Below are 25,302 nucleotides of genomic sequence, written 5' to 3'. Positions count from 1 at the left end.
AACGCCGCGCCGCCGACGGCCGGTCACGCGGGCGAGGTGACGCCGCGGCACACCCGCCCCGCGAATCATGGGCGCATGAGGAATCCCGAGCGGGAACGGGTCGCGTCGTTCGGGCGCGCCGAGGACGGCCTGAGCGCGTCGAGCCCCTGGTACCTGTGGGGCCCCTACCTTTCCGAGCGGGCCTGGGGCACCGTCCGCGAGGACTACAGCGAGGGCGGCACCGCCTGGGAGGCCTTCCCCCACGACCACGCGCGGTCCCGCGCGTACCGCTGGAACGAGGACGGCCTCGGCGGCATCAGCGACGCCGAGCAGCGGGCCTGCTTCGCCCTCGCCCTGTGGAACGGCGAGGACCCGATCCTCAAGGAGCGCATCTTCGGGCTCACCGGCAACGAGGGCAACCACGGCGAGGACGCCAAGGAATACTGGTGGTACCTCGACGCCCTGCCCAGCCACGCATGGCTGCGCTGGCGCTACCACTACCCGCAGCGCGAGTTCCCGTACGCCGACCTCGTCGCCGGCAACGCCGGCCGCTCCCGGGACGAGCCCGAGTACGAACTGCTCGACACCGGCGCCTTCGACGACGACCGGTACTGGATCGTCGAGGCCGACTACGCCAAGGCCGACCCGAACGACGTCCTGGTCCGCATCCGCGTCACCAACGCCGGACCGCAGCCGTCGACCATCCACCTGCTGCCGACGATCTGGTTCCGCAACACCTGGGCCTGGGGCGGCGACGGCGCCCGGCCCCGCCTCGCCGCGACCGGGCCGGACACGATCGGCGTCGAGCACGAGGGCCTCGGCCCGCTGGTCCTGCAGGCCGCGCCGGGGCCCGACGGGACGATGCCGGAGCAGCTGTACTGCGACAACGACACCAACGCCGAGCGGCTCTACGGCTCTCCGTCCGCCGTCGCCTACCCCAAGGACGGCATCAACGACCACGTCGTGCACGGCGCCGCGACCGTCAACCCGGCCATGGAGGGCACCAAGGCCGCGTTCTGGTACCGGCTCACCGTCCAGCCCGGCGAGACGGTCCACGTGTCGCTGCGCCTCGCGCCCGAGGCCGACCCGAAGGCGTTCGGCGCCGGCTTCAGCAAGATGCTCCGCCAGCGCAAGACCGAGGCCGACGCCTTCTACGCCGACCTCGCGCCCGAGGGCACCAGCGACGAGGACGCCCGCATCATGCGGCAGGGCTTCGCCGGCATGATCTGGGGCAAGCAGTTCTACCACTACGACGTCGACCGCTGGCTGGCCGGCGACCCGGGCCAGCCAGCCCCGCCGCCGGGCCGCCGCGGCGGGCGCAACGCCGGCTGGCGGCACCTCGACGCCTGCGACATCATGTCGATGCCCGACCCGTGGGAGTACCCCTGGTTCGCCGCCTGGGACTCCGCCTTCCACGCCGTCGCGCTGGCCCACCTCGACCCGGCCTTCGCGAAGTACCAGCTGATCCTGCTCTGCCGCGAATGGTTCCAGCACCCCAACGGGGCCATCCCGGCGTACGAGTGGGCCTTCGACGACCTCAACCCGCCCGTGCAGGCGTGGGCCGCGCTGCAGGTCTACGACATCGACGGGCGACGCGACCTCGCGTTCCTCACCCGGGTCTTCTCGAAGCTGGTGCTGAACTTCACGTGGTGGGTCAACCGCGAGGACGCCGAGGGCAACAACCTCTTCGAGGGCGGCTTCCTCGGCCTGGACAACATCGGCCCGATCGACCGCTCCCACCTGCCGCCCGGGTACACCCTGGAGCAGTCCGACGCCACGGCCTGGATGGCGTTCTACTGCCTCAACCTGCTGGAAATGGCCCGGGAGCTGGCCGCGCACAACCCGGCCCTGGACGACCTGGTGGTGAAGTTCCTCGAGCACTTCGCGCTCATCAGCGAGGCGATGCAGGGCAACGACCTGTGGGACGAGCAGGACGGCTTCTTCTACGACATGCTGCGCGGCCCCGACGGGTCCAGCACGCCGCTGCGGGTTCGCTCGATGGTCGGCGTCATCCCGCTCTTCGCCACCAAGGCCATGCGCGAGGAGGACTTCAACCGGGTGCGCCGGTTCAGCAAGAGCCTCGCCGAGATCCCCGAGGAGCAGGTGATCCCGGCCGGCGGCGACCGGTACGTCGCCGTCGGGGTGGCCGGGCGGGGCCGGGTGCGGCGCGTCCTGCCGCACCTGTTCGACGAGGAGAGCTTCCTGTCGCCGTACGGCCTGCGGGCCCTGTCCCGCTGGCATGCGGCCAACCCGTTCAGCGTGCAGCTGCCCGGCTGGACCGCCTCCGTCTCGTACGAGCCGGCCGAGTCGAGCAGCGGGATGTTCGGCGGCAACTCGAACTGGCGCGGTCCACTGTGGATGCCGCTGAACTACCTCGTGCTGCGCACCCTGGAGGACTACGACGCCAACCTCGGGGACTCGGTGAAGATCGAGTACCCGACCGGTTCGGGTGAGCACCGCAGCGCCGGGGAGATCGCGGAGGACCTGCGGCAGCGGCTGTTGTCGCTGTACCGGCGCGGTGGCGACGGGCGGCGCCCGGCCCACGGCTGGGTGGACCGGTTGCAGCACGACCCGCGCTGGCGGGACAACCTGCTGTTCTTCGAGTACTTCCACGGCGACAACGGCGCCGGGCTGGGTGCGATGCACCAGACCGGGTGGACCGGCCTGCTCGCCGAGCTGGTGGCCCGGCCCACGAAGCACCGGACCTGACCCGTTCCCGCTCGCCTGCAACGCCTTCAACCAGCGCTCGCCATCCGTCGGCGCTCGCTTTCGAGCAGCGCTCGCCCTCGGCCGACGCTCGCCATCCGCTGGCGCTCGCCTTCTACCAGCGCTCGCCTTCTACCAGCAGGAGCAGTGAGATGATCGCATTCGGCCGGCAGGTGTGCGGCGACCTCGACCAGGCCGCGGCCCGCGAATGGCTCGTCACCGACGGGCTCGGCGGGTACGCGATGGGCACGGTCGCCGGCCTGCGCACCCGCCGATACCACGGCCTGCTCGTCGTGGCGTCCCCCGGCGGCAGCTCCCGCATGCTCGGCTTGGCCGCCGTCGACCCCGTCGTCCGCATCGGCGACCGGGTCGTGCGCCTGGCCACCGACGAGTGGGCCGGCGGCGGCGTCGACCCGGCCGGGCACGTGCACCTGGCCGAGTTCGCGCTCATCGACGGCGTGCCCCGCTGGCGCTGGGACCTCGGCGACGTCGTCCTGCAGCGCGAGGTCGCGATGGCCCACGGCCGGCCCGCCGTCGGCGTCGTCTTCCGGCTCCTGCGCGCCCCCGGCCCGGTGACGCTCGACCTGACCCCGCTGTGCACCTGGCGTGACGCCCACGCCGAGCGGACCGCGTCCGGCACGCCCGGCGTGCGCCCGGTCGCCGGCGGGTTCGAGTTCGAGGACGCCTACCGGGTCGCCGGCCCGGGCTGGGTGCCCGGCGGCGACTGGTACCGCGGCGTCTACGCCCGCGACGAGGCCGCCCGCGGCCTGAACCCGGTCGAGAACCTCTTCGCCGCCGGGCGCTTCACGGCGGAGCTTGCTCCCGGCGGTACCGCGGAAATCACCGCCGCCGCGGCCCCGTTCGACGGCGTGCTGCCCGCCGCCACCGACCTCGTCGCCGAGGCGCGCCTGCGGGCCGCGGAACTCGCCGCGCAGGCCGGCGCGACCGACGACATCGGCCGGCAGCTGGCGATCGCGGCCGACCGGTTCGTCGTCGACACGCCGACCGGACCGTCGGCCGTGGCCGGGTACCCGTGGTTCGGCGAATGGTCCCGCGACCTCATGACGTCGTTCGAGGGGCTGCTGCTGTCCACGCACCGCTACGCCGAGGCCCGCGAGGTGCTGCGGCGGGCCGGCGCGACCATCTCCGAGGGCATGCTGGCCAACACCGCCGACACCGGCACCCTGGAGTACAACACCGCCGACGCCGCGCTGTGGTTCCTGCACGCCATCGGGCGCTACGTCCACGCCACCGCCGACCTGGACCTCGTCGCCGAGCTCGGCGAGTCCATGCAGGAGATCCTGTACCGCCACCGCGACGGCGCCCGCTACGGCATCGCCGCCGATCCCGCCGACGGGCTGCTCACCCAGGGTAAGCCGGGCTTCGCCCTCACCTGGATGGACGCGCGCATCGGCGGCCACCCGGTCACCGAGCGGCAGGGCAAGGCCGTCGAGATCAACGCGCTGTGGATCGAGGGCCTGTCCGTGACCGCCGAGCTGTGCAACCGCATCGGCAAGCGCAACGACTGGGCCGCCGCCGCGGAGCGGGCCACCGCCTCGTTCCGGCGCCGGTTCCCCCGCCCCGACGGCCGCGGCCTCTACGACGTGGTGGACGGTCCGGGCGGGGACGATCCCGCCGTACGACCGAACCAGCTCCTGGCCGCGTCGCTGCCGCACGGACCGCTGCGCGACCCCGGGATCGTCGAGACCTGCCGGGCGGCGCTGCTCACGTCGGTCGGACTGCGCTCCCTCGCCCCCGGCGAGCCGGGCTACACCGGACGGCACCGCGGCGGCCCGGCCGAACGCGACCGCGCCTACCACCAGGGCACCGTCTGGCCGTGGCTGATCGGCCCGTTCACCGACGCGGCCGTCAACGTCGGCGCCGACACCACCGGCCTGCTCGACGGCCTCGAGCTGCACCTGGCCGAATGGGGCCTCGGCTCGGTGTCGGAGACCACCGACGGCGACGCCCCGCACGCCGGCACCGGCTGCCCGTTCCAGGCCTGGTCCGTCGCCGAGCTGCTCCGCGCGCGCCAGGTCGTCGGCGCCCGCTGACCCTCGCTCAACTCACGCTTGCTGCTTGCGCGAGGCCCGTCACCGTCGGTGGCGCACCCCTGGCGGCTCGCAGGGCCCGTCCGGCCGTCTGCGCATGTGACGCCGCGGCGGCGTCACGACCGGGGCGTCCGGGGCAGCGGCACACCAAGGCCGGTGACCGTGCGCACACCCAGAGCGATCGGGTCCTGGCGGCCGAGGCCGTTCAACGCGACCCGGACCGCGACGTGGCCGTGGCCGAGGGCGGCACCCAGCCGCTCCACCGCCCACAGCAGCACGCCCAGCGCCGCGTCCGGGCCCTCGAGGTCGCCGCCGTCGACGGCGGCCACGATCCGTGCCCCGGCGGCCTCGGCGGTGCCGACCCACCCGCGGCCACGCCTACCGGCCCGGTCGGCGACCGCGGCCATGACGTCAGGGCCAAGGTCCTGCAGCCATTCGTGGACGGGGCGGCCGCGGCCGGAGCCGCGCAGCCGGGCCAGCACCGAGTCGAGGAACGCGTCGCCGGTCGGCTCACCGGACAGCTTGAGGCGGCCGTGCGCGTCGAGGTCGAGCCGGCCGAGCAGGCGCAGGTCGGTCAGCACTGCCGCGGCCAGCGCGGCTGGCAACGTGTCCCCCTCGATGGCGCGCCGGCCGTCGGGGTGATGACACAGCGCGAAGAGCTGGTCGGCCAGGCCGCACGCGCCGATCGGGCCGCCGCGGCCCAGCCTGCCGTGCCGCGACACGACGCCGAGGCCGGCGAGCATCTCGCGCAGCCGCGGCACATCGGCGGGGTCGGCGCACGCCGCGGCGATCAGCTGGCCGAGCGGCTCGGGCGCCAGCCGCAATGGCGCCGACCACCGGTGCTCCCATCGGGCCACGCCCTCGGCGACAACGGCCGCGGCGACGTACTCCCCCAGGTCGGCCCCACCGAACCCGCCGTCGTCCCAGCGGCTGGCCGGGCCCAGACGGTCGAGCAGGCCCGCAGCGCCGGCGGCGGACAGCAGATCCAGCACGTCGTCGAGGTCGCCGGCCCGCCGCAGCCGGGCCGCGTCGAGCTTGGCCTCGCGGCGCGCGGCCGTCTCCACGGCCCGGTGGAAGTCGGCGGCCCGCAGCGCATCGGCGAGGACCTCGGGCCCGGCGACCAGCCCGGCCGCCGGCGGGCCGTCGTCGGGCGCGTCGAGCGGATCGCCGAGCGCGGCCAGCCGGGCGGCGAGGGGCTCGTGGGTGCCGAGCGGGTCGGGCGGCCCGGCGGAGATCGGCCTGGCCGCCCGCGGTGAGCGGGCGAAGCGCTCCAGCAGCTCACCGGGCTCGTACGCGGACGTGCGGGCCCACCGCGCGTAGCTGGCCACGAGCAGCTCCCAGGTGGCGTGCAACGGCGCGAGATCCCGCAGGGCGGCGGCGAGGGCCCCGGGTCCGGCGGCGCGGGCGGCCGCGGCGTCGGCGGCCCGTTCGGCGCGGCGCAGCACCGGGCGGGCGACCGCCGAGTACAGCGCGGCGTAGCCCGCCAGCAGCAGGCCGCCTGGGCTGTCCTCGTCGACCTCGGCGATGGTGCGCCGCATGGCGGCGAGGCCGCGGTGGGCAACCCGGGCGGTGCCGGCGTCGTGGCCGAGCTCGTGAGCGAGGACCGCGCGGACGCGGTCGACCGGCCAGGCGGCAAGCAGCGGCGCGCCGACGTACAGGCGGCGCCGGCCGGGGAGCACACCCAGCGGGTCGGTGTCCGCCCACACGTACGCGTCGACCGCGGCGACCAGGCGGATCTCGTCTGGCGGGCGGGCGCCGACCACCTCGGCCAGCTCGCGGACCAGCCGCCACAGGCCGGGCGCGGCCGCCTCGTCGACGGGGTGGCCAGCGTCCGGCGGGCGGGCCCGCGCTATCACCGCGTGCGCGAGGGCCGCCAGCAACGCCACGGCGGCGAGGATCGAGATAGCGCCGCCGGCCTGCGCGTCCGCGTTGCCCGGGAACGCGACGAACAGCCACGCCGCCAGCCAGCCAAGACCGACCACCGCGGCGCCGCCGAGCAGGTAGAACCCGCCCAGCAGCGCCGCGGCCAAGACCGCCCCCGTCATCCGCCCAGGGTGCCAGCCCGGGTCAAACCCGGCGGGGCCGGGGCGCCGCCGGACCGCCCGCCGCCGCAGCGTCGACAAGCGCCCAGTGCACGTCATATATGCACCGGCCGATCTGAGCCGCTTCGGCGATCCAGGTGCTCACCCTGACTCTGCACTGGCCGATCTCGGCCGGTCTCCGTTGCAGCCTCGCCTATGTGCGAGAGGGGCCCGCAGGTCGCCGGCCGCGCTGGTCGATCGCGGCCGGTGCCAGCCCTTATGCAACAGCCGCTAAATCTCTTGCCGTCGACGCTCCACCGGGCCGTCGCGGTGCCGGCGGGCGAACGCAGTCCGGTACGCCGACGGCGTCATCCCGTGGCGCCTGGTGAGGTGCTGCCGCAACGATTCCGCGGTGCCGAGGCCGCTGCGCCGGGCGACCTGCTCGATCGGCAGGTCGGTGACCTCCAGCAGTTCCCGGGCCCGATCGATGCGCTGGTGCAGCAGCCACTGCAGCGGGCTGAGCCCGGTCTCCTTACGGAACCGGCGGGTCAGCGTCCGCGTGCTGGTCCGGGCGTGCGCCGCCAGGCCGGCCAGCGTGAGCTGCTCGGCGAGGCGTTGCAGCGCCCAGGCCCGGGTCTCGGCCAGCCAGGTGCCGCTCTCGGGCGGTAGCGGCGCCTCCACGAACTGCGGGTGCCCGCCCGGGCGGATCGGCGCGACGACGCCGAGCCGCGCCACCGCATTGGCAGCCGCAGCGCCGTAGTCGAGCCGAACGATGTGCAGGCAGAGGTCGAGTCCGGCGGCGAGCCCGGCCGAGGTGAGTATCGAACCGTCGTCGACGAACAGCACGTCCGGCTGAAGGTCGACCGCCGGGTACCGCTCGCGCATCTCCTGAGAGAACCGCCAGTACGTGGTCGCCGGGCGCCCGTCGAGCAGCCCGGCCTGGGCCAGGACGAAGGCGCCGGTACAGATCGAGGCGATGCGCGCTCCCCGCCCGGCCGCGCGACGCAGCACCTCCACCACGCGTGGATTCTCCGCCTCGCGCGCCCCGGTGCCGGTGACGATGACGGTGTCCGCGTCCTCGACCGGGTCGAGCCCGTCCCGGATCACCACGTCCAATCCGCCGTACGCCGGCACGACGCCCGGCTCCGGCGTGCAGGTCGTCACCTGATACCCCGGGCGGCCGTCCACCTGCACGGACGGGAACACGACCTCGGGGATCGCGAGGTCGAACGTGGTCACGGGTGGCACTGCGACGACGGCGATCCGATGCATGGCTCGATTCTAGGGAATCATGGCGTTCGAGCCACTACTCCACCCGTGCGACGGTCGGCAGAATTCGCACCGGGCCCGCCACTTCGGCCGGCCCGACCTGGAGAGGAAACCGATGTCGTTGCACGTGATCGCCGGCGCCGGAGGCACCGGCAGCCCCACCGCCCTACTGCTGGCCGACGCAGGCGAACGGGTCCGCCTGATCAGCCGGCGCGGCGGTGGGCCGGAGCACCCGCTCATCGAGCGGATCGCCGCGGACGCCACCGACGCCGACCGATTGACGGAACTGACCAGGGGCGCGGCAACCCTGATCAACACCGCTATGCCGCCGTACGACCGCTGGCCGGCCGAGTTCCCCGCGCTGGCCGCCGCGCTGCTCACGACGGCCGAGCGCACGGGTGCCGGGTACGTGATGATGGGCAACACCTACGGCTACGGCCGGGTCGACGGGCATTTCACCGAGGACCTGCCGATGGCCCCGGTCGCGGTCAAGGGTCAGGTCCGGGCGCAGATGTGGCTCGACGCCCTCGCCAGCCATGAGGCGGGGCGGGCCCGCGTCACCGAGGTGCGGGCCTCCGCTTTCCTCGGTGCGGGCGCCGGGTCGCTGTACAACTGGCTGGTGCCGGCGCCGGTGCTGGCCGGTCAGCCCGCGGCGTTCCCCGGCGACCTGGACGCACCGAAGACGTGGTCCTATCTCGGCGACGTGGCCCGGACCTTGACGACGGTCGCCCGGGACGACCGATCCTGGGGCCGGGCGTGGCACGTGCCGTCGACCGCCACCATCTCGGTGCGCGACCTGACCGGCAGGCTCGCGGAGCTGGCCGGCGTACCCACGCCACGACTGACGTCGATGTCCGTCGAGGACCTGACCGAGGCCGGGCGCCGCAACCCGATCATTGCCGAGGTGGTCGAGATGATGTACTCCCTCGTCAATCCGGATCTGCTGGACTCGGCGGTGACCGAGCAGATGTTCGGGTTGGTGGCCACCCCGCTGGACGACGTACTGCGCGAGACGGTGCAAGCGTTCCCACCCACGCCGTAGCCACAAGTACCCGGCCCTGTTCGACGCCATCCTTTCAGTGAGCCATGCCCCCTTCGGCGTCGGGCGAGCCGGTCACGCGGGCTGGCTGGTGGGGTTGCTGACCGGTCAGTCGCGCTGCGCCTGGAGTTCGGCGAGGAGGCCGTCTCGGTCGGTGAGCAGGGAGCCGAGGATGCTGCGGCTCACCGCGAGCAGTTCGGCAACCTGCGGGGTGCTCAGCGCGTACAGGACCAGGGAGCCGTCGCGGTAAGAGGTGACGATGCCTGCCCGGCGGAGCACGGCGAGCTGCTGGGAAAGGTTGGACGCCTCGACGTCGATCTCCGCGAGGAGGTACCGGACGGGGCGCGGCCCGTTCTGCAGCAGCTCCAGGACGCGGATGCGCACCGGGTGGCCGAGTGTGCGGAACATCTCCGCCTTCGCCTGATACAGCGGCACCGACACGCCTGCACCCCACCTCCGGCTGGGCTCCAAACTCCCAAAGCTAGCAGCCAGGCTCAACGCTGGCGCGGACGCCCGCACACCAGCCGGCAGGAACGTGTGAGCACTTTCGCACTTGCAAAAGTTCGCAAGTATCTGGGTGAATCTCCTCGACCCTACGTGTCGCGGCGGCTGGACATGACGGACACCGTGTCCGACCTGATTGTCCGTTCATCGGCCACGCTGCGCTGTGGCGCGCATGCGCCGTGGACCCGTCCGTGCCGTCGGCGGCCGGCCTCGCACCGATTGAGGGGAGATCGCACATGCCCGAGATGGACATCGCGCTGAAGGAGGCCATGCAGATCGACGGCGCGCTCGGTGCGGCGCTCGTCGACCACAGCAGCGGCATGGCGCTGAGCGTGGTCGGGGGAAGTCAGGACTTCGACCTGACGATTGCCGCTGCGGGCAACTCCGACGTCGTGCGGGCCGAGCTGCGCGCCATGGAACTGCTCGGGCTCGAGGGCGCGATCGAGGACGTCCTCGTGACCTTGAAAGATCAGTACCATCTCATCCGGCCGCTGACCGGCCGCGCTGGCCGCGGCCTCTTCCTGTATCTGGTGCTGGCCCGGTCCCGGGCCAACCTTGCTCTTGCCCGCCACCACCTGCGGCGCATCGAGGAAAACATCCAGATCTAAGGTCTGTATCGAAGTCCGGTCGTAATGCCGGGCTTGGTCGACAGGTCGGGGTGTGCGTCTCGTCGTTCCGGTGTGGTCTCGGCCACTGGTGTGGTTGCGGGTCTCATCCGGGGTTGTCGAGGGCTCGTTCCGAAGGTTCGCCGAGCGCCCTGCCGCTGGCCGTGCTGGCTGGTGGTGGGCTGCGGCCGCCGCGACCGTCCACCAGTGTGGTGGGGGTCGGGGTGGTGGGTTCCGGTTGACTCGGTCAGGGCTCCTTGCAGCCCTACGTTGATGGTCTCGACCCCGTACCGGTCGAGGGTCGCCCGCGCCGCGTCCCAGTCGACCCGGGCGGTGGCCGGATGGGCCGGGTCGGTGAGCACGGTGTGCGCGCCGACCAGCGCGGCGACGAGGTCGCGGTCCCCGGCCAGCCCACAGCCGCGGCAGTGGTGGCGGCGGTCCGCCAAGCCCTTCGGGACCCGGTGGCCGCAAAGGCAGTGTTGGGTCCAGGCGGTGTGCCGGGTTCCGGCCCGCACCAGCCCCGGCCCGCGGCCGGTGTTGGCGGTGTGGGCGGCGACCGCGGTCGTTTCGCGGCGCAGCGCGGTGAGGAGCATGCCGGGGGTGAAGGCGTGGATACCGCGGCCCCACCGCCGGGCCCAGACACGGATATCGGCGTCCTCGACCACCAACCCGGCGCCATGGACCGCGACCAAAGCCGCGGCGGTGATCCGGGCGCGGGTGTGCCCGGCCCGGGTGCGGGCAGCACCGTCGGCGGCGGCCCGCCCCCGTAGCTGCTGGTAGGTGTTGGTCAGGGTGTCGTGCCGGTAGGCGCGGACCGGTATCCCGGCCGTGTTCGCGACCCGTGGCCCGCCGGGCACGGTGACCTGCACCGGTGGGAGCCCGGCCGCGCGGCGGCGGTCGGCGCGGCGCTGCTGACGTGGCGAGAGCCGGTACTGGCCGGGGTTCGCGGCACGGCGGGACCGGTCCAGGGCCCGGTTGCGGCGCCGCTGCCGCAACCGCTCCTCCACCAGAACAGCGTCCTGCTCACCGGTGCGGGCGACACGACTGGCGGCCAACCCGCCGTCCGGGCCGACCGGGACGGACACGACGGTCAGGTTGGACACGTTGACGTCCACCCCACCCCGCCGCTCAAGCAGGGCGGCAGCCTGACGGCGCTGGGTCACGGCGGGCGAGGTGTAGCCGGGGCCGAGGACCATCAGGTGCGCCTCATACCGCCACCCACCCAGGCTGCCCGGATCACGGTGCCGGACCAGATCAATCTTGTGCCAGCGGCCCGGGTCGGCGAGATAGTGCTCCAGGACCGGCCGGCGGCCCGGGCCTTGCGGCAGCCGCACCGGCACGACCAGGTCGCCCCCGCCGAGGCCGGTGCACACGATCGCGAACGGGCCGTCGTGATCCCACCACGACCGCACCGGCACCCCGCCGGCGATGGCGGCGACGGCCGGCATCCGACGCGGCTGCCACAACCGGCCACCGCGCTCGAACGTGGTGCAGTGCCCGGCCAGGCTCCCCACGAGCCGGAACGTCTCCCACTTCCGGGCACGAGTATGGGAACGAGATCGGCCCGGGATCATAGAGAATTCCCACCAGCCGCCCGGCCGGGGCCGGCCATGCCGACGGCCGGTGACATCAGGGAACAGATGCCGCTCAGTCGCTTCCCACACCCCGTCGGCCAGGTGCATGGCCAGGGCCTTCGTCAGGTACCGCCGTAGATGTGGTGCACCGTCCAGATGCCGATACGCGGCATGTTCCAGCCCGCTACGCGACAACCCCAACCGGCCACGGACCGCCTCCGGGCCCGCCGCCGCCCGCTCACAGCGCGCGGCCCAGAAGGCGTCGACCCGGGCCCGGGCGTCACGCTGCACCGCCCGCCGGACCGTGAACGCGGCCGCGAACACCCGCTCCAGCACCTGCCGCACCCGCGGCTCATGCACATCCAGCGGCAGACGCAACACCGACACCGGACCCTCGTGCCGCCACGGCACCACCCGATTCGGCCCACGACGCCGCGGTCCTGCCCCCGCCACACATCGACACTACCCAACGTGGCGCTCAGCCAGAAACCGCGACGACACCTACTACGGACAGCAGCGCTGATGACACAGACTTTGATACGCCCCCTAGGTGGCTGGTGTTCAACGCCTGGATCACGTGTCGTGATCGAAAAAACACGGCTGTGCTGGCGACTGGGCGCCGAACGGCGCCCGTCGAAGGTCGAGTCGACCCTTCGCCGAGGCCCGAAAAACGCGCTTAACACCAGTCACCTAGTGCGGCGCCCGCGGCGCAGCCACCGGCCAGGGTGCCGGAGTTGCGGTTGATCACGTCGTGGCCGCGACGGCGCTGCCGCTTCCGGCGCCCCAATGATGCTGGCGAGATTCTCCCGACCGGGACCGGCTCGGGCAGCCAATCCACCGACCACCCCATCTGGGCCAAGGTCGTGCCGTGCCGCAGCTCGCCGGTGTACCGGTGTGCTACGGGAGTGGGTCAGGCCGTCGCCTGCCCGCGCGTGCGCCAGCCGAGACTGTGACCCGGCTGCGATCGTCGCGTGGACCTCGACGAGGAGTTCGGCTTCGGTGAACGGCTTCGCGACCAGCGTGACCGACGGGTCGAGGGTGCCTTGTGAGGGAAGGCATCGCGGGACACCGACGCGGCGCCGACGATGGCGCCGCTGCTGTCGCGGATCGGCGATACCGCCAGCGACACGGTGATGGTCCGGCCGTCGCCGCGGACCCGCTCGGTCAGGTGCTGCTCGACCTGCTCACCGTCGGCGATCCGGGCCAGCAGCCGGTCCTCCTCCCAGGCCCGCTCCGGTGTGTAGAGAACGTCGATCCGGCGCCCGAGCATCGTCGCAGCAGGGTAGCCGTAGAGCCGTTCCGCACCGGGATTCCACGAGGTGATGATGCCGTCGAGGGTCTTGCCGACGCTCGCCTGCGCGTTCACCAGGACGATCGTGCGGGCTGCGTCGACCCCGACGATCGCGTCCGGGGACGCCTCGATCAAGCCGGCAGCCTGCGCCGACCACTCCACCGTCATGGCAGACACCACCTCGCCGCGAACGCCGGGAAAGGATCATCGAATCACGTTCGCTTGGCCCGCACGGCGGAAATCCGGCCGATCCCGTCGGACCCGCCCGCCGAGGCGCCAGACACCGCTACAGCTTCGTATCGCGCCGGGTCGGATGCCCGAACGCTGGCCAGCGCAGTACCGGGCCGGCTCGTTCGGGCCGCGTGGTGGGGGCCGGGAGCCCAGGGCGCGACACCCAGGGGCGACGGACCTATAGCCGCGTCCGGGAGCCGGAAACTCGTGTACGTCGTCGCTTGACGGCGCTGATGCGTGGCCGCCGGTCGCCCCAGCCGGGGTGCCACTGCACGTCGTGGAGCCGCGCTCGGCGAATCGCGTCACGGTACTGCTCGTCGGTGAACAGCGTCAGGGTGTGTTCCTCGCGCCAGTGCCGGATGCCGGCGCCCGTCTCGCCGAGCAGGTAATGCATGGTCAGCGTCGACGTGGTGCCGGTGTGACCGGACACGCACATCCTGGTGAGGTGCCGGCGGTGGTCGGTGGCCGTGGCGGTGTCGACGGGGCCGGAGATCCATTGGCTTGGGGTGAACCATGGCTCGAGCAGCAGGACACCGCCCGGCTCCAGGTGCGCAGCGAGGCAGTCCACGGTCTGGTTGAGCTCGTCGACCGACCGCGCATAGCCGATGGACGAGAACAGGCAGGTGACCGCGCTGAACGTGCGGGTGAGCTGGAAATCGCGCATGTCGCCGGCGTGCACCGCGATCCCGTCGAGGCGGTCGATGGCGGCCTTGCGCATCGGTTCGGCGAGTTCCAGCCCCTCGACATGCGCGAAGCTGTGGCGAAAGTGGGACAGGTGCAGCCCGGTGCCGCAGGCGACGTCCAGGAGGCTGTCCGCCGCCGGATAACGCTGCCGGATCAGGTCGGTGATGTCGTAGGCCTCACGCTGATAGTCCTTGCCCGCGGCAACGGTGTAGATGAGCTCGTAGGCCAAGGCAAGATCCTGGTCGTGGGCCACGTTCGTCGTTCCTTCGTCGGCAGGCCGGTTGCAGCTCATGGCGTGGCGCACGACGTGGCCCGCCGCACGAGAGATTGGTTCCGGCGGGCCACGTCGAGTCTGTGCGGCTACCGGATGCGCAGGCCGGTGAGCTCGTGGCCAGCCACCGCCAGCGTCACGGCTCGCACCGTCGCCGGGTCAGCCATCGCTGTCCCCTCGCCGGCGCGCCGCAGCGGTACGGTACGCGCCCACGTTGCGCGGACAGCAGCGGCGGTCGCGTCGTGGCGCCCGAGGTCCGGCGGAGATCAGGTACAGCCGATCGGCGATGGCCCGCAGCAGATCGGCGAGGTCGGCGCGATCGCCGCCTCGCCGCAGCGTCTGCGCGCCGTGCAGCGCGGCCAGCAGTATCGGGCCCTGCTCGCCCCACAGCGGCGCGTACCGCTCAATCCGCACGACGAACCCGGACAGGTCGCAGGTCGCGGTTGCCATGTGGTCCGGCCGGCCGTCCATAGCGGGCAGCAGTCCACGGGTCACGGTCAGGTAGGCGTCCCACGCCGTTCGCTGTGCTGCCGGCATCCTGCCCGCCAACCTCCCTCGGTGCGTCAGTGCATGTGGGGGAAGCCAGCCTGGACCCGATCGCTCCGCCCGGGATGCTGGCCCCAACACGAATTGAAGACCTGTTCAATTCATCATGTCTACACACGCATACTGGCGGGTGATACACGTCACAGCGCTACGGGATCTTCGGTTCGGACCGGGACCGGGCCGACGGGTCCGGGTGATCCCGTGACGCAGTCTTCGAGCGCCACAGTGGTCGACCAGCGTCCGCCGGTACTTCGGAGGACGCCGCAGGTCGTCGGCGGTTGCCTCCGAAGTCGGCGTTCGCCGGGGTTCCGGACTCCGCCCGAGGTCATCATCGTCGCCCAGCGCCGCCCGCGATTACTGGCGGTCAGTGGACGACGAGGGGAAGCTCGACTTGTAGGGAGGTGCCGTGACCGACCGGGCTGTCCAGCGTGATGGTTCCGCCCAGTGCTTCGACCCGGTCGGTGAGCCCGGTGAGGCCGGATCCGCTTGCTGGGTCGGCGCCGCCGATGCCGTTGTCGCGCACCGTCAGGCGCAGTCGGCCGTCGCTGACCGCTGTGTCGACGTGCACGACGGTGGCATGTGCGTACTTGGCGGCGTTGGCCAGCGCTTCGGCTACGACGTAGTAGCCGGCCGCCTCGACCGGTTCGGGCAGCCGGTCGGAGCACACGTCGAGCCGCACCGCGACGGCGGAACGGCGGGCGAGGGATTTGAGTGCCGGTCCCAGGCCTCCGTCAGACAGGATCGCCGGGTGGATGCCTCGGGAGATCTCCCGCAGCTCGTCCAGCGCGCAGTTCAGCCCATCGGTGAGCGCTGACAGCCGTGCCCGCAGCTCGGACGCGCCGGCCGGCAGGTCCGCCTCGACCATGCGCGCGGCCACGGCGAGCGAGACCAGCCGCTGCTGGATGCCATCGTGCAGGTCTCGTTCGATGCGTCGACGGGCCTGATCGGCCGCGATCACTACACGGGTCCGGGAGGCGACCAGGTCGGCTCGGGCCTGGGCGTTGGCGATCGCGGTGCCGACCAGGTCGGTGAAGTCCGCGATGCGCGCTTCGGCGTCGGCGGCCATTGGCTCTTCCTGCCTCGTGAAGGCCACAGTCAGTCCCCAGAGGCGTCCCTCAACGGCGATCGGGGCGCCCACCGCCGAGCGGATCCCCAACTCGCGAATCTGCGCGGCGAGCGGGCCGGAACCGCCCGCGTAGCTGCTGACCCGGACGGAACGGCCGGTGTGCCACACCTGAGCCGAAACAGGGCTATCCTCCAGCGATCCGCGTGTGCCGACCGGGAGCCCCGAGCCACTGCTCGCGAGCACGGTGATCGTGCCGTCTGCCTCATACCGGTCGATTACCGCACCGTCGGCGCCGATGAGCCGATCGAGTTCTGCGGCGACCGCGTCGAAGACCGCGGTCGGTGGCACGCCGCGCGCGACCAGCGTGGCGACGCGTCGCAGCGCGGCCTGTTGCTCAACGACCTGGGCGAGGTCTCCGTCAGCCCCCATCACCAGCCGCCTGGCGTCTTGTGATCCTGGCTCCGCTACCTAGCGTACCTCTCGACGACCAGCTCGATGTCTCTGTGGACGGTGCGGATCGCCGCAAGGACCTCGTGACGGTGGCGGCAAGACGCCCGGCCCGACGACCTGCCCGCGACGCACCGCCAGCACCTGGCCGACCTTCGTGGCCGGCGTGCCGAGGGCGCGCCAAACTCAAACGTCTCGTCGCCCGCAGCGTGCTGACCGAAGCTGAGCCCGGTCTGTTCGCCCTCGCCCAGCCCGTCATTGAGGCGTGTTTGATAAGCCGGTCAGCGCCATTCGGTGATGATGGTGATGGTCAGGACGGCTTGGAAGCGGACGGCCTGTCGCAGGGTCTTGGAGACCACGGCGAGCGGCACGCCAGATATGGATGAGGGTGGCGGCGAGGTGGCGCAGATCGTGGACGCGGATGCGGGGCAGGCCGGCATCGTCGGTAAGGGTTAGGCGAGCTCGAGGTCAGCGCCCCAAGTCCTTCGGACGCGTCCGAGTGTTGAAACGGTGACCACTACGGCGACAAGGCCCGCAGTTGTTGCCACAGTCCACCGTCCACCTGGATCGGTCGAGACTGCGAGCGGAGACCATGAAGCGATAGCGGGTTCCATTTGTGAAGCAATAGTCAACGAAAAGTACAGCATCAAGACCAGGCCGCTGGCGACAAAGGCGCCAAGGTAGGGGGCTACGCAGAATGCTAGCGCCGTCAAAAACACAACATTGGCGGCCACCCGGGGGTAGTCCCCGGCCGGCATTGCTACGAGGGTTGCGGCGGCAAGGATGAGCTGGGGACCGACGAACCCGGCAGCCAGGGCGAACGCCGAAGGGACCCATCTGCGGCGGGGAAGACCCAGTCGATCAATAATCCACAATCTTGGACGAAGGATCACGATTCCGAGGCTGACCAACAGGACGGCACCGAGTTCCGGCAATCTCATCGTTACAGGCAAATACGCCTGGGCGAAATCGATTTTGAAACCACGTCGTGAAACGATCGCGGACGCAATGCCGAGAATGGCCGAGGCGACGAGGAACAATCTACCTGATCGTGAAGCGAAAAGTATGGACGCGCTCACGGTGTCACGTCGCCCATAATCGCACATTGGCGGACCTGCGTGCGGTGAGGCTCGATCCACACTTTCAGCTCGGCATCGGACATGGCGGCGAAGCGCCCGGCCTGGCCTGTCGAATGATCCCCCTCTAGACGGCTCTCCAGCATTCTCATGGCCCGCGTCTGATCGTTGTTGCTATTCAGGCCGAATGTCGATAGACACGCGTTCCCCCCGGCGGCGATAAAGACGAATTCCGATCGTGACGAGACGATATCCAGAGTTGGAGAAAGGTCGTAATAGAATGTCGTGGCCTCATCCGCGCTCAGCGAGGGAAGCTTGAGTGCGCGATCGTACACCTGCCGAAAAGGGAATCCCTCTGTTCCCACGACCGCGACAATGGGCTCTATTGCTCCCACCAGTGCAGCGAGCTGGGCCTCGTGGCCCTTATGGACACAGACTTTCATTCCTGCGGCCGCGCCGCATACGGTTGGCGTCGACGCGTCCTCGACGAACAAGGCTGGCTTGTTGGCCACGCCGACAGTGAGGAACGCCAGCGGCACCAGCCAGATCAGCGCCCGGCTTGGTGCGGGCCATCGGCGGTCAAACCAGCGGTGCGAGAGAATCCCGCCGGCGGCAGCGAGCGCGATGACGCTGAGTAGCACAATGAACGCGATTCGGAAGATGACCAACGTCGGCGCCTCGTGGAAGCCGAGCCTCGGTGGGATGTGCAAAACCGGTGCCACGGCCGCGAACGTGTCGCCGGAGTATCCGACGAATGTGGTAACAAGGGCGAGAGCGAACGCGGCAGGTGCGATGAAGGCCGATCGCGCAATTAGGCCGATAAGCCACCCGAGGATGAGGAACGCGTTTAGGACCAACAGTCCTGTGGCAGCGACAGCCAGGTCCAGAGTGCCGTAGGTTGCTGAGCGTAGCGTCAGAGCTAGAACGGGAGCAAGCGCGAGCAGATACCCGACCGTGACGACCGCGGCCAGTGGGGCGAGATTCTGTGCGAGGAATTGACCGCGATCGCGGGGAAATTTTGGTAGCGCGAATGGTCGCGTGGGAGGGGTCAGCCGACCGCCGAGGTAGGCGCCCAGGAACGCCGCCAGGGGTCCGGTTAGGTCCAGTCGTTGGTGAAACAATGCTGACGTACCGGCCCACTCCTGGTAGGGCCACGACAGCATCTGGAACACGGTGGCGAAGGTGAGCCCGAATACCGCCAGGCCGGCAAGGACGTAGAAGGGCGCACCAAGCGGCCAGAACATTCCGACGCGTCGATCAGACATGGTCGCCGCCTAGCCGCTCGATGATTCCCGCATACGCTCGCTCGAAGGGCGACCCGAGCCCTACGTCTACGCTCGCGTCTGCCACCAGCGCGGCCAGCTTCTCCACTGCATCATCGAAAACCATCCGCCCCCCTGCAAGAATGCCCACCCTCTGACACAGGTGAGTCACATCTTCAACGAGGTGGGTCGAAAGGATCACGGGCAATCGTGTCCCGATGTCGGCGATCACCTCTCGCAGGTTAAGCCGCTGCCCCGGGTCCAAGCCAACAGTAGGCTCGTCGAGGATGAGCAGCTCAGGCTCGTGCGCTAGAGCCGTAGCAACACCGAGACGCTGCCGCTGCCCGCCAGACAGAGTCCTGACCTTCGTGTCGGCGCGTTCCTTCAAGTTCACCCGATCGAGAGCCTGGCCTGCCGCAGCACCGCAGGCTCTTCGCGGTACCCCATTTACCCAGGCGGCGTAGCTTATCGTGTCTCGCACGCTCATTTCGGCCGCGAAGGTGAAGTGTTGCGGCACAAACCCGATCCGTTTTCCGAATCCCTTGTCTTTGCTGTTGTGCTGGCCGTCGGCCCCTATCGCTGTTATGGTGCCCCGGCGTGGTGTGGTGATGCCTGCGATCAAGTGCAGGAGGGTGGTCTTCCCTGCGCCGTTCGGCCCCAGAAGACCGGTGACACCGGCGCTGACCTGCCAGGACAGCCCATCGAGAACGACCCTTCGTCCATAGCCGGCAACAACATCATCCACTATGAGATTCATCGGCACCCGCAACTAGGTTGACGCAGAGGACCGCCGGCGCGTATCACCCACCGGCGGTCCCACACTCTATAGCGCCGCCGTGGCCCGTGCCTGCCACATCCGGACACGTTGGCTTGCCCGCAATGAGGACTCAGCCCACCCGATGAAATCGGCACATCACAATGCGTGATCGTGATCGACGCTGACAATCTTCTATCACCACCACCAAGGAAGGTCACCTTCGGCGAATGGCCCGTCCGGTCACATCGGCGGGTTCAGGTGCGCGAGTTGCCAGCCGCTGCTGTACCGGTGCACAGCCAGTCGCATGGCAGCACTTCACAAGCTCGAGGTGGTCGCGTTGACGTGGCCGGCGATCGGCTCACCGGGTGGTGGCCGGGCCGATGAGGTGGGTCCGGGCGTATTTGATCGCGGTCGGCGTGTCCGGGAAGATCAGCTCGTCACGCCGCAGTTGCTCGGCGACACCGAGCGTGGCCAGCACCTGGTCATGGCCCGGCGCAATGCCCGACAGCAGCACGGTGATCCCGCGCCGCCGCAGCCGGATGATGGCGTCGCCGAGGACGTGTGCGCCGGTCGCGTCGATGGTGGACACCCGCGACATTCGCAGGATCACCACCCGTACGTCGGCAACCTCGGACAGTTCGATCAGGAAGTGGTGGGCGGCAGCGAAGAACAGAGGACCGTCGAGTCGGTACGCGACGATGTGCTCGGACAGCAGTTGATGCTCCTCGGCGCTGTGGTCACCGGCCTCCAACGGCACCTGCTCCAGCCGGGCGGTGCGCGCCACCGCACGCAGCGCGAGCGCCATCGCCACGCCCATGCCCACCGCGACCGCCGTGACCAGGTCGAACACGACCGTCACCGCAAAGGTCAGGGCAAGCACCAAGGCGTCGCTGCGCGTCGATCGGGCCAGAGCGATCAGGGCGCTGGCCTCGACCATGCGCACCGTCGTGGCCAGCAACACGCCAGCCAGGGCAGCGAGCGGAATTCGGGACACCAGCGGCGCAGCGGCCAGGACGATCGCGGCGAGGGCCACCGCGTGGGTGAGCGACGCCAGCTTCGACCGTGCACCGGCACGGACGTTGACCGCCGTCCGGGCGATCGCGGCGGTCGCCGGGATACCGCCGAACACCGGAGCGACCAGATTCGCCAGTCCCTGGCCAAACAGTTCACGGTCCGGGTCATGCCGTTCGCCGACGCTCAACCCGTCGGCAACCGTCGCCGACAGCAGGCTCTCTAACGCTGCCAGGGCCGCAACAGCCAGCGCGGACGGCAACAGCGTCCCGACAGCGGCGGGATCCAGAAACGTCAGTGACGGCGCCGGTACACCGGCCGGGAGCGCGCCGATGCGCGTCAGCTCGATCGGAGCCGACTCGGCCAGCCCTGTTGCCGCCGCAACCGCTAGCAACGAAAACGGCAGTCCCGGACGCCATCGCGCGCCGAGCAGCATCACTGCCGCAACACCGACGGCAACCACGACCGGAGCGGGATGAGGATGGCGGACGAACCGTGCCAACGCGTCACCGGCAACCGCCCACACCTTCTCGCCGTGTGCATCGGCGACACCCAGCGCCGCAGGAACCTGCTGCAGGGCGATCACGACCGCGATCCCGGCGGTAAAGCCCTCAACCACCGGGGTGGGCAGATACCGCACGTACCGGCCCAGGCGCGCCACCGCCAACCCGAGCAGCACCACACCCGCCATCACACCGACCATCAGCACACCGGCCGCACCGAACTGCTGCATCACCGGCACCAGCACGACAGTCATCGCGCCGGTCGGCCCGGACACCTGCAGGTTCGACCCACCGAACACTGCAGCGATCGCACCGGCCACCACTGCGGTGACCAGCCCGGCCTGCGCACCGAGCCCCGAGGTGACCCCGAACGCCAACGCCAGTGGCAGTGCCACCACCGCCACCGTGAGGCCCGCGACCAGATCGGCCCGGGGGCTGCGGCGCACTGCGTCCCAGTCCGACCGCTGCGGCAGCAGCCCGGTCAACCGCGCAACGGTCGTCCGGATCGCCCCAGCCGTCACCGATCGAGCCCGCCGGCCTGTAGCAGCGTCAGCAGCCCGCCGCGGTCAGCCAGTACCGAACTGATGTCGGTCAGGAGCTCAGGCACCGGCATCGGACCGTCCTGCAACAACTCCAGCACCCGAATCCGCACCGGTTGCCCCAACGTGCGGAACAACTCCGCCTTCGCCTGGTACACCGGCACGGACGCGCCACCAACGTCTCCCGGCATCGCCCACCCCTCACCTCGCCTGCGCCGACTTTAGCAGTTGCGAACATTATAAAGTCGTCAACTACAAGGTGTTCAATGGCGCCAGTCGGAATCTGGAGGAGTGATGGACGCTGGCGGTCCGGGAGTTGCTGGCGCAGGTTGAGATCGAGGCGTCGAGCCTGTCGCAGCAGCTGGCGGTGCTCCGGCGGGCGGGCATCGTGACGCCGGTAGCGTCTGCTACGCGTTGCCGGGCCGGACGTCGCCGATCTCATGCGTACTGAGCGCAGCTTCCTCACCCAGATTCTTGCCGGGCAGGCGGAGCTGCTCGACGAGCTCTGCGGACGCCGGTTGCGACGTACACGTACAGGGGCGGTCGGTCAGGTGTCAGAGGCGAGGATGCCGCGCAAGCCGTTGAGGTCCAGCACCCTGCCGACGATCCCGTTGGCGTTGGCGACAACGATGGCGGCGGCTTGCTCCCGTTCGGGCCGGTGCGGAGACCCGCGACGCCGCACGTGACCGGGTGCCCCCGCTCCTCTGGCTACCTCGTCGAAGACGGTGAGGCCGACGCGCGGAGGTCTGCCAGCAGCCCGGCCTGGCCGGACAAGACGCCGGTCAGGATCTTCCGGGCCACAGTGAGCAGCTCAGCGACATCCGGGCTGGTCAGGGTGTAGAAGACCGCTGATCCTTCTTTGCGCGACACCACGAGGTTCGCCCGTCGCAGAACAGCCAGCTGCTGGGACAGGTGGGCCGGCTCGATCCCGACTTCGGGCAACATCTCCGAGACGGCGTGCTCCCGTTCGCTCAGCAGCTCCAGCACCCTGATGCGGGCGGGGTGTGCCAGCGTCTTGAAGAATTCGGCTTTCAGCTGGTACAGCGGCGGGCTCGCCACACTCACCCCTTCGTCCGCGTCCGGGAGGTTCGCCCCGGTCCGGGCACCGCGATCGATCGCGCCCTGGGCTGGGTCGGCGGGCCGCAGTCAGCCGGCCGCGGAGCAGCCGTTCGGCCCGCTGCAAAGTTTAGCAAGTCGTTGTCCGCCCGCCTCGCCGCGACAGCGCGGTTCGGGACGCTCCGCGCCGTCACCGTCGCGATCCCCATCGACCAGGGGCACACCGGTAAGCCCCTACCGGCGGGCGCGGCAGCCTGCCGTGTGCGCAGACGAATCGCCCGGCCTCCGGCTCCCGCGGCGACGATTCGCGAGACGGATTGACGAGTTCCGAAAGACACGATCGACGTCTCTCGAAGGCTTTCGATACGTTCATTTCCGGCCGGTTGCCGCCACGTTACCTGCCGTTTGATTCCTCATCCCGCCGCATCGCCAGCCGAGCTGGAAAGGAAAACCATGGCTCGCATCCGCAGCCCTCACTCATCGACATCCGCCCCGACCGCGGCCCGCCGCGTGGTGGCTTGGACCACTGCCGTGCTGACCACACTGGCCACGGCGTGTTTGATGGTGGTGTCCAACCTGTCGCCGGCCGGAGCCGCCGCCGGCCTCGATCCCAGCCAGTTCCACGGCGTGCACTGGTCCCGGCTGGGCGACAACTTCAGCCCCGACCGGCTGGTCCTGCAAGGGTTGTCGCCGAACGACGACTACAACACCACCCGGAGCAAGGCCGACGCGATGTTCGCGTCGTTCCAGAGCGGTCTGGGGGCCAACACGGTCCGGCTGCCGATCAACCCGGCCACCACGGCCTGGGCCTCCTACAACGGTGTGATCGACGCCGCGACCGCCAGGGGCTTCAAGGTGATCCTGTGCTACTGGGCGCAGGACGGCAGCAACATGGTCCCCAGCAGCCTCCTCAACACCTGGAACCAGATGTGGGACACGCTGGCCGCCAGGTACCTGAGCAACCCGCTGGTCTACTTCGATCCGATCAACGAGCCCATCGGCTTCAACACCACCCAGTGGCTGGACTTCGCGGCCACCTGGATCGCCCGCATGAACGCGGCCGGCCTGCCCAACAACCGGATGTTCATCGAGGGCGCCCAGCTCGACGGCGGCGGCTGGGGCAGTGACATTCGCCCGCTGTGCAACGACGCCCGCTTCAACGGTGTGTACCTCGCCCTGCACCGCTACGCCTTCCCGTACGGTTCACGCACCTACGACCAGTGGGTCACCGACCTCACCACCCTGATCGGCAACTGCGCCGACCGCACGGTCATCGAGGAGTTCGGCGCGTCCGCGGACACCGGCGTCGACTTCAACGCCACGCCCAGCGGATCGACCGACAAGGAGGTTGCGTACCTGCGCGCCCTCACCGACGTCGTCCACAACCTCCACCTGGGCGCGATCTGGTGCCACACCATCGGCGGGCGTACGTCCACCCCGGACCACGACACGCTGAACAACCTGCGGCTCGGTACCGCGTTCGACGCAAGCCTCGGCAACACGCCGCTGTGGCAGCCCAACACCACGGCGATCGATCGCCTGGAATACGCGTGGGGCGGGCCCACCCCCGGCCCGACAGGACTGCGGAACGCCGGCTCCAACACGTGCCTCGACGTCCCCAACTCGTCCCAGACCAACGATGTCCAGCTCCAGGTCGCGGGCTGCGTGGACGCCACCAACCAGCGCTGGACCAGGCAGGCAAACCAGTCGATCACCGTCTACAACGGTACGAAATGTCTGGACGCCCTCGGTTCCGGCAGAACCAACGGCACCCGCGTCGTCATCCATGACTGCCTGGGCAGCAACAACCAGAAGTGGCGGGTCTTCTCCGACGGGACCATCCGCGGTGTCGACTCCCACCTCTGCCTGGATGCCGACCCGAGCAGCGCCCAGAACGTCCGGCTCTGGTCCTGCGGCAGCGGCACCAACCAGAAGTGGACGCTGAACATCGACGGGTCGACGCCTCCGCCGTCGCGAGTCGAGGCGGAGTCGTTCTCGTCGCAGTTCGGCACCCAGAACGTGGCGGATGCGAACGCGACGGGTGGCGTCCGGGTCGGTTACATCGACGGCGGCGACTGGCTCGGCTTTGCGTCGGTGAACGTGTCCGGCGCGACCGGGATCACCGCGCGGGTGGCGTCGGGCGGCGCCGGCGGTCAGATCCAGGTCCGGTCGGGCTCCCAGAGCGGTCCGCTGCTCGGCACCCTGAACGTGGCGAACACGGGCGGATACGGGAACTTCGTGGACGTGTCGGCCGCGCTGTCGGCCGGCTCGGGTCCGGTGTTCCTGGTGTTCGTGGGCACGGGTACCGGTGGGTTGTTCGACGTGGACAACTTCGTGCTGACCGGTGGCACGCCGCCACCGCCGGGGAACCTGGCGCTGAACCGGCCGGCGTCGGCGTCGTCGTCGTGCAACGCGAGCGAGGGCCCGGCGCAGGCGGTCAACGGGACCGTCAACGGCGGCAACTCCGACAAGTGGTGTGCTCTGGATGCCACGAAGTGGTGGCAGGTCGACCTGGGATCGTCGATGTCGGTGAGCCGGTTCGTGGTGCGCCATGCCGGCGCCGGCGGTGAGAACGCCGCGTGGAACACCCGTGACTACGACATCCAGGTGTCGACGGACGGGACCACGTGGACGACGGTGTCGCAGGTCCGCGGCAACACTGCCAACGTGTCCACCCACACGATCGCCGCGGCCCAGGCGCGGTACGTGCGGATGAACGTGCTGGTGCCGACGAGCAACACGGACACGGCGGCCCGCATCTACGAGTTCGAGGTCTACGCCAGCTGAACGGCTGTTCGCACGACGAGGGGCCGG

20 protein-coding genes are annotated in these 25,302 nt (G+C 70.4%); 6 read left to right on the top strand and 14 right to left on the bottom strand.

Annotation, left to right across the window (positions count from 1 at the left end; all coding sequences use genetic code 11):
* Positions 1-75: 75 nt before the first annotated feature.
* Together AB0M46_RS31470 and AB0M46_RS31465 are read left to right on the top strand one after the other, a co-directional pair.
* The gene (locus AB0M46_RS31470) at positions 76-2,688 is read left to right on the top strand and encodes a glucosidase (RefSeq protein ID WP_363341904.1); all 2,613 of its coding nucleotides are present in this window, start codon (positions 76-78) and stop codon (positions 2,686-2,688) included.
* Positions 2,689-2,837: 149 nt separating this feature from the next.
* Entirely contained in the window at positions 2,838-4,739 is a 1,902-nt protein-coding gene (locus AB0M46_RS31465) for an amylo-alpha-1,6-glucosidase (protein ID WP_363341902.1), read from the top strand.
* A 113-nt stretch (positions 4,740-4,852) separates the two neighbouring features.
* On the opposite strand, the gene AB0M46_RS31460 is transcribed toward AB0M46_RS31465, so the two are convergent.
* Positions 4,853-6,781: a GPP34 family phosphoprotein gene (locus AB0M46_RS31460; protein ID WP_363341900.1), complete on the bottom strand. Its 1,929-nt coding sequence runs from the start codon at positions 6,779-6,781 to the stop codon at positions 4,853-4,855.
* Positions 6,782-7,048: 267 nt separating this feature from the next.
* Complete coding sequence (locus AB0M46_RS31455) at positions 7,049-8,029, bottom strand: helix-turn-helix domain-containing protein (RefSeq protein WP_363341898.1); 981 nt, start codon at positions 8,027-8,029, stop codon at positions 7,049-7,051.
* Between the two features lie 112 nt (positions 8,030-8,141).
* Here AB0M46_RS31455 and AB0M46_RS31450 point away from each other — a divergent pair, with 112 nt between their 5' ends.
* Positions 8,142-9,068 carry an NAD-dependent epimerase/dehydratase family protein gene (locus AB0M46_RS31450; protein ID WP_363341896.1) on the top strand — a complete coding sequence of 309 codons (927 nt, stop codon included), beginning with the start codon at positions 8,142-8,144 and terminating at the stop codon, positions 9,066-9,068.
* A gap of 105 nt (positions 9,069-9,173) precedes the next feature.
* Here AB0M46_RS31450 and AB0M46_RS31445 read toward each other — a convergent pair whose 3' ends face one another.
* Entirely contained in the window at positions 9,174-9,506 is a 333-nt protein-coding gene (locus AB0M46_RS31445; RefSeq protein ID WP_363341894.1) for a metalloregulator ArsR/SmtB family transcription factor, read from the bottom strand.
* Between the two features lie 299 nt (positions 9,507-9,805).
* Here AB0M46_RS31445 and AB0M46_RS31440 point away from each other — a divergent pair, with 299 nt between their 5' ends.
* Positions 9,806-10,177: a hypothetical protein gene (locus AB0M46_RS31440; RefSeq protein WP_363341892.1), complete on the top strand. Its 372-nt coding sequence runs from the start codon at positions 9,806-9,808 to the stop codon at positions 10,175-10,177.
* On the opposite strand, the gene AB0M46_RS31435 is transcribed toward AB0M46_RS31440, so the two are convergent.
* The 10 genes from AB0M46_RS31435 to AB0M46_RS31390 all read right to left on the bottom strand — a co-directional run bounded on the left by AB0M46_RS31435 (position 10,174) and on the right by AB0M46_RS31390 (position 21,596).
* Positions 10,174-12,135: a hypothetical protein gene (locus AB0M46_RS31435; protein ID WP_363341890.1), complete on the bottom strand. Its 1,962-nt coding sequence runs from the start codon at positions 12,133-12,135 to the stop codon at positions 10,174-10,176. The two genes, AB0M46_RS31440 and AB0M46_RS31435, sit on opposite strands and share 4 nt — an antisense overlap.
* 523 nt (positions 12,136-12,658) lie before the next feature.
* Positions 12,659-13,207 (bottom strand): PAS domain S-box protein, encoded by a 549-nt coding sequence (locus tag AB0M46_RS31430; RefSeq protein WP_363341888.1) that lies wholly within the window; start codon positions 13,205-13,207, stop codon positions 12,659-12,661.
* A 241-nt stretch (positions 13,208-13,448) separates the two neighbouring features.
* On the bottom strand, positions 13,449-14,207 hold the full coding sequence (locus AB0M46_RS31425) for a class I SAM-dependent methyltransferase (RefSeq protein ID WP_363341886.1): 759 nt from the start codon (positions 14,205-14,207) through the stop codon (positions 13,449-13,451).
* A gap of 177 nt (positions 14,208-14,384) precedes the next feature.
* Complete coding sequence (locus tag AB0M46_RS31420; RefSeq protein WP_363341885.1) at positions 14,385-14,762, bottom strand: hypothetical protein; 378 nt, start codon at positions 14,760-14,762, stop codon at positions 14,385-14,387.
* A 373-nt stretch (positions 14,763-15,135) separates the two neighbouring features.
* Entirely contained in the window at positions 15,136-16,266 is a 1,131-nt protein-coding gene (locus AB0M46_RS31415) for a GAF domain-containing sensor histidine kinase (RefSeq protein WP_363341884.1), read from the bottom strand.
* Between the two features lie 470 nt (positions 16,267-16,736).
* Positions 16,737-17,324, bottom strand: a complete 588-nt coding sequence (locus AB0M46_RS31410) for a hypothetical protein (protein WP_363341883.1) — start codon at positions 17,322-17,324, stop codon at positions 16,737-16,739.
* 35 nt (positions 17,325-17,359) lie between these two features.
* Positions 17,360-18,625, bottom strand: a complete 1,266-nt coding sequence (locus tag AB0M46_RS31405) for a hypothetical protein (protein ID WP_363341881.1) — start codon at positions 18,623-18,625, stop codon at positions 17,360-17,362.
* The gene (locus AB0M46_RS31400; protein ID WP_363341941.1) at positions 18,618-19,379 is read right to left on the bottom strand and encodes an ATP-binding cassette domain-containing protein; all 762 of its coding nucleotides are present in this window, start codon (positions 19,377-19,379) and stop codon (positions 18,618-18,620) included. The genes AB0M46_RS31405 and AB0M46_RS31400 overlap by 8 nt, the downstream gene beginning before the upstream one ends.
* Before the next feature lie 358 nt (positions 19,380-19,737).
* On the bottom strand, positions 19,738-21,378 hold the full coding sequence (locus AB0M46_RS31395) for a SulP family inorganic anion transporter (RefSeq protein WP_363341879.1): 1,641 nt from the start codon (positions 21,376-21,378) through the stop codon (positions 19,738-19,740).
* A 32-nt stretch (positions 21,379-21,410) separates the two neighbouring features.
* Positions 21,411-21,596, bottom strand: a complete 186-nt coding sequence (locus AB0M46_RS31390) for a hypothetical protein (protein WP_363341877.1) — start codon at positions 21,594-21,596, stop codon at positions 21,411-21,413.
* Between the two features lie 152 nt (positions 21,597-21,748).
* On the opposite strand from AB0M46_RS31390, the gene AB0M46_RS31385 reads away from it, so the two are divergent.
* On the top strand, positions 21,749-21,883 hold the full coding sequence (locus AB0M46_RS31385; RefSeq protein ID WP_363341875.1) for a hypothetical protein: 135 nt from the start codon (positions 21,749-21,751) through the stop codon (positions 21,881-21,883).
* Positions 21,884-22,140: 257 nt separating this feature from the next.
* Here the strand turns inward: AB0M46_RS31385 and AB0M46_RS31380 are convergent, their stop codons facing one another.
* Positions 22,141-22,491, bottom strand: coding sequence for a metalloregulator ArsR/SmtB family transcription factor (locus AB0M46_RS31380; RefSeq protein ID WP_363341873.1), 351 nt, complete (start codon positions 22,489-22,491; stop codon positions 22,141-22,143).
* 528 nt (positions 22,492-23,019) lie between these two features.
* Here AB0M46_RS31380 and AB0M46_RS31375 point away from each other — a divergent pair.
* A complete protein-coding gene (locus AB0M46_RS31375; RefSeq protein WP_363341870.1) occupies positions 23,020-25,275 on the top strand; it encodes a carbohydrate-binding protein in 2,256 nt (751 codons plus the stop codon).
* Positions 25,276-25,302 lie beyond the last annotated feature (27 nt).

The organism is Dactylosporangium sp. NPDC051485 (assembly GCF_040682015.1).
In the GTDB taxonomy this organism is placed as follows: Bacteria; Actinomycetota; Actinomycetes; order Mycobacteriales; family Micromonosporaceae; genus Dactylosporangium.
This window is presented reverse-complemented; position numbering and strand designations above follow the sequence as displayed.

Coding starts and splice junctions, on each gene's coding strand:
- AB0M46_RS31470 (WP_363341904.1), top strand. CDS start 76: ATGAGGAATCCCGAGCGGGAACGGGTCGCGTCGTTCGGGCGCGCCGAG.
- AB0M46_RS31465 (WP_363341902.1), top strand. CDS start 2,838: ATGATCGCATTCGGCCGGCAGGTGTGCGGCGACCTCGACCAGGCCGCG.
- AB0M46_RS31460 (WP_363341900.1), bottom strand. CDS start 6,781: ATGACGGGGGCGGTCTTGGCCGCGGCGCTGCTGGGCGGGTTCTACCTG.
- AB0M46_RS31455 (WP_363341898.1), bottom strand. CDS start 8,029: ATGCATCGGATCGCCGTCGTCGCAGTGCCACCCGTGACCACGTTCGAC.
- AB0M46_RS31450 (WP_363341896.1), top strand. CDS start 8,142: ATGTCGTTGCACGTGATCGCCGGCGCCGGAGGCACCGGCAGCCCCACC.
- AB0M46_RS31440 (WP_363341892.1), top strand. CDS start 9,806: ATGCCCGAGATGGACATCGCGCTGAAGGAGGCCATGCAGATCGACGGC.
- AB0M46_RS31430 (WP_363341888.1), bottom strand. CDS start 13,207: ATGACGGTGGAGTGGTCGGCGCAGGCTGCCGGCTTGATCGAGGCGTCC.
- AB0M46_RS31420 (WP_363341885.1), bottom strand. CDS start 14,762: ATGCCGGCAGCACAGCGAACGGCGTGGGACGCCTACCTGACCGTGACC.
- AB0M46_RS31415 (WP_363341884.1), bottom strand. CDS start 16,266: ATGGGGGCTGACGGAGACCTCGCCCAGGTCGTTGAGCAACAGGCCGCG.
- AB0M46_RS31405 (WP_363341881.1), bottom strand. CDS start 18,625: ATGTCTGATCGACGCGTCGGAATGTTCTGGCCGCTTGGTGCGCCCTTC.
- AB0M46_RS31400 (WP_363341941.1), bottom strand. CDS start 19,379: ATGAATCTCATAGTGGATGATGTTGTTGCCGGCTATGGACGAAGGGTC.